The organism is Flavobacterium sp. 270, from assembly GCF_004368785.1.
Classification (GTDB): Bacteria; Bacteroidota; Bacteroidia; order Flavobacteriales; family Flavobacteriaceae; genus Flavobacterium.
In genome coordinates, this window is the sequence record NZ_SODM01000018.1 from 1 (window position 1) to 2,026 (window position 2,026).

Genomic DNA, 2,026 nt, shown 5'->3' on the forward strand with positions numbered 1-2,026 from the left:
CGAAAAAGAAAGATTACAATTATTATTAGAGTTCAATAATACCGAAGTAAATTACCCGAGAGACAAGACAATCGTAGATTTATTTGAAGAGCAGGTTAGAAAAACGCCAAATAATGTAGCTGTTGTTTTTGAAGAAACAAAACTGACGTATCAGGAACTTAATGAGAAGTCCAATCAATTGGCTTATTATATTTCTTCTGCATACGCTATTAATAAAGAAGATATTGTAGGTGTATTTTTGTCTAAATCCAATTCAAGCATTATCGCTTTATTGGCAATCTTAAAGCTGGGGGCAGTTTATCTTCCTATAGATACCCATTATCCACAGGAAAGAATTGATTTTTTAATTCAGGACAGCGGTTTAAAATTATTGATTGCGGATAATTCTGAGTTACAAATTACTAATTGTGATATAATAAATATTAAATCAGTTAGGTTAGAGGATTATAGTACTGAAAACATCAATATAAAGTTTTCTTCTCGAAACCTAGCTTATATCATTTATACTTCAGGTTCTACAGGACAGCCCAAAGGGGTTATGATTGAACATACGAGTAATGTGAATATGATTTTACATCAGATTCAGTCTTTAAATATTACAGATAAAGATAGAGTGGTATGGTTTGCTTCTGCTGCTTTTGATGTATCTGTTTATGAAATTATGATGAGTTTGTACAGTGGTGCAGCCTTATGTATTCCAAGTGAAGAAACAGTAAAAGATAAGGATGAGTTTGTAAATTTTTTGAAAGTAACAAAATCATCAGTACTAGCTCTTTCTCCAAGTTATTTAGCATTATTATCTAAAGAGGATATTTCGGGACTAAGATGCATTACTACTGGAGGCGAATTGCCGAATGTAAGTAAAGCTTTAGAAATTGCAAAATTAGGAATAGACTATTATAATGATTATGGTCCTACAGAATGTTCCGTTTGTGTTTTAAGTTATAGAGTTTCAGAGACTGATAGCGATAGAATAATTCTACCTATTGGCAAGCCCATTTCCAACACCCAGATTTATATATTAGATGATTGTTTAAATCCTTTGCCAATAGGAGCTACAGGCAAACTGTATGTGTCAGGAGCAGGTGTGGGGAGAGGGTATTTGAATAGGGCAGAACTGACCGAGGAGAAATTTATCCCTAATCCTTTTATAGAAGGAGAAAGAATGTATGACACGGGCGATCTTGGCCGCTGGCTTTCTGACGGTAACCTTGAGTTTATGGGCAGAAAAGACCATCAGGTTAAGATTCGCGGTTTCCGCATCGAACTTGGTGAGATAGAAAATACAATTTTGCAGTATTCCGGGGATTTAAAGCAAGTGGTGGTAGAGGCAAAAGAATCCAATCAGGAGAAGGTTCTGATTGCTTATTTTACTGCTGACGGCAGTATTGATAAATCAGAATTAAGGGATTTTCTGCAGGAGCGACTTCCGGATTATATGGTTCCGGCGTTTTACGTAGAACTGGATGGGTTACCCCTTACCCCAAATGGAAAGATCGACCGTAAAGCCTTACCTGGAGTAGACGGAGAAGATCTTATTCATGGAGAATATGCAGCTCCCCGAAATGAGACAGAAGAGAAACTGGTAAGAATATGGCAGGAAGTACTTGGAATTGAAAGAATCGGAATAATAGATAACTTTTTTGAATTGGGAGGACACAGTTTATCTGCAGCTCAGGTAGTGAACAGAATCCATAAACAGTTTGGAAAAACGATCACTATTAAATTGTTTTTTGTAAATCCAACTATTGAAGAAGTAAGCAGAGAGCTGCAGGAGAGTGAATATATCGCAATCCCAAAGGCACCTGAAAGCGAGTCTTATCCCTTAACGGCTTCTCAAAGACGATTGTGGATAATGAGCCAGCTGGAAGGCGGTTCGCTGGCGTATAATATGCCCGGAGCAGTTACGCTAAAAGGAAATATTGACACCAATAAATTCGAAGAATCGTTTAGGCTTTTAATAAATCGTCATGAAATACTACGAACATATTTCAAAGCAGATAATAAGGGTGATATCAGGCAGTAT

At 36.6% G+C, this 2,026-nt stretch carries 1 protein-coding gene; it reads left to right on the forward strand.

Annotated elements, in window-relative coordinates:
* A partial coding sequence (locus tag EV144_RS24050; RefSeq protein WP_134151676.1) for a non-ribosomal peptide synthetase occupies window positions 1–2,026 on the forward strand: 2,026 nt, incomplete at both ends.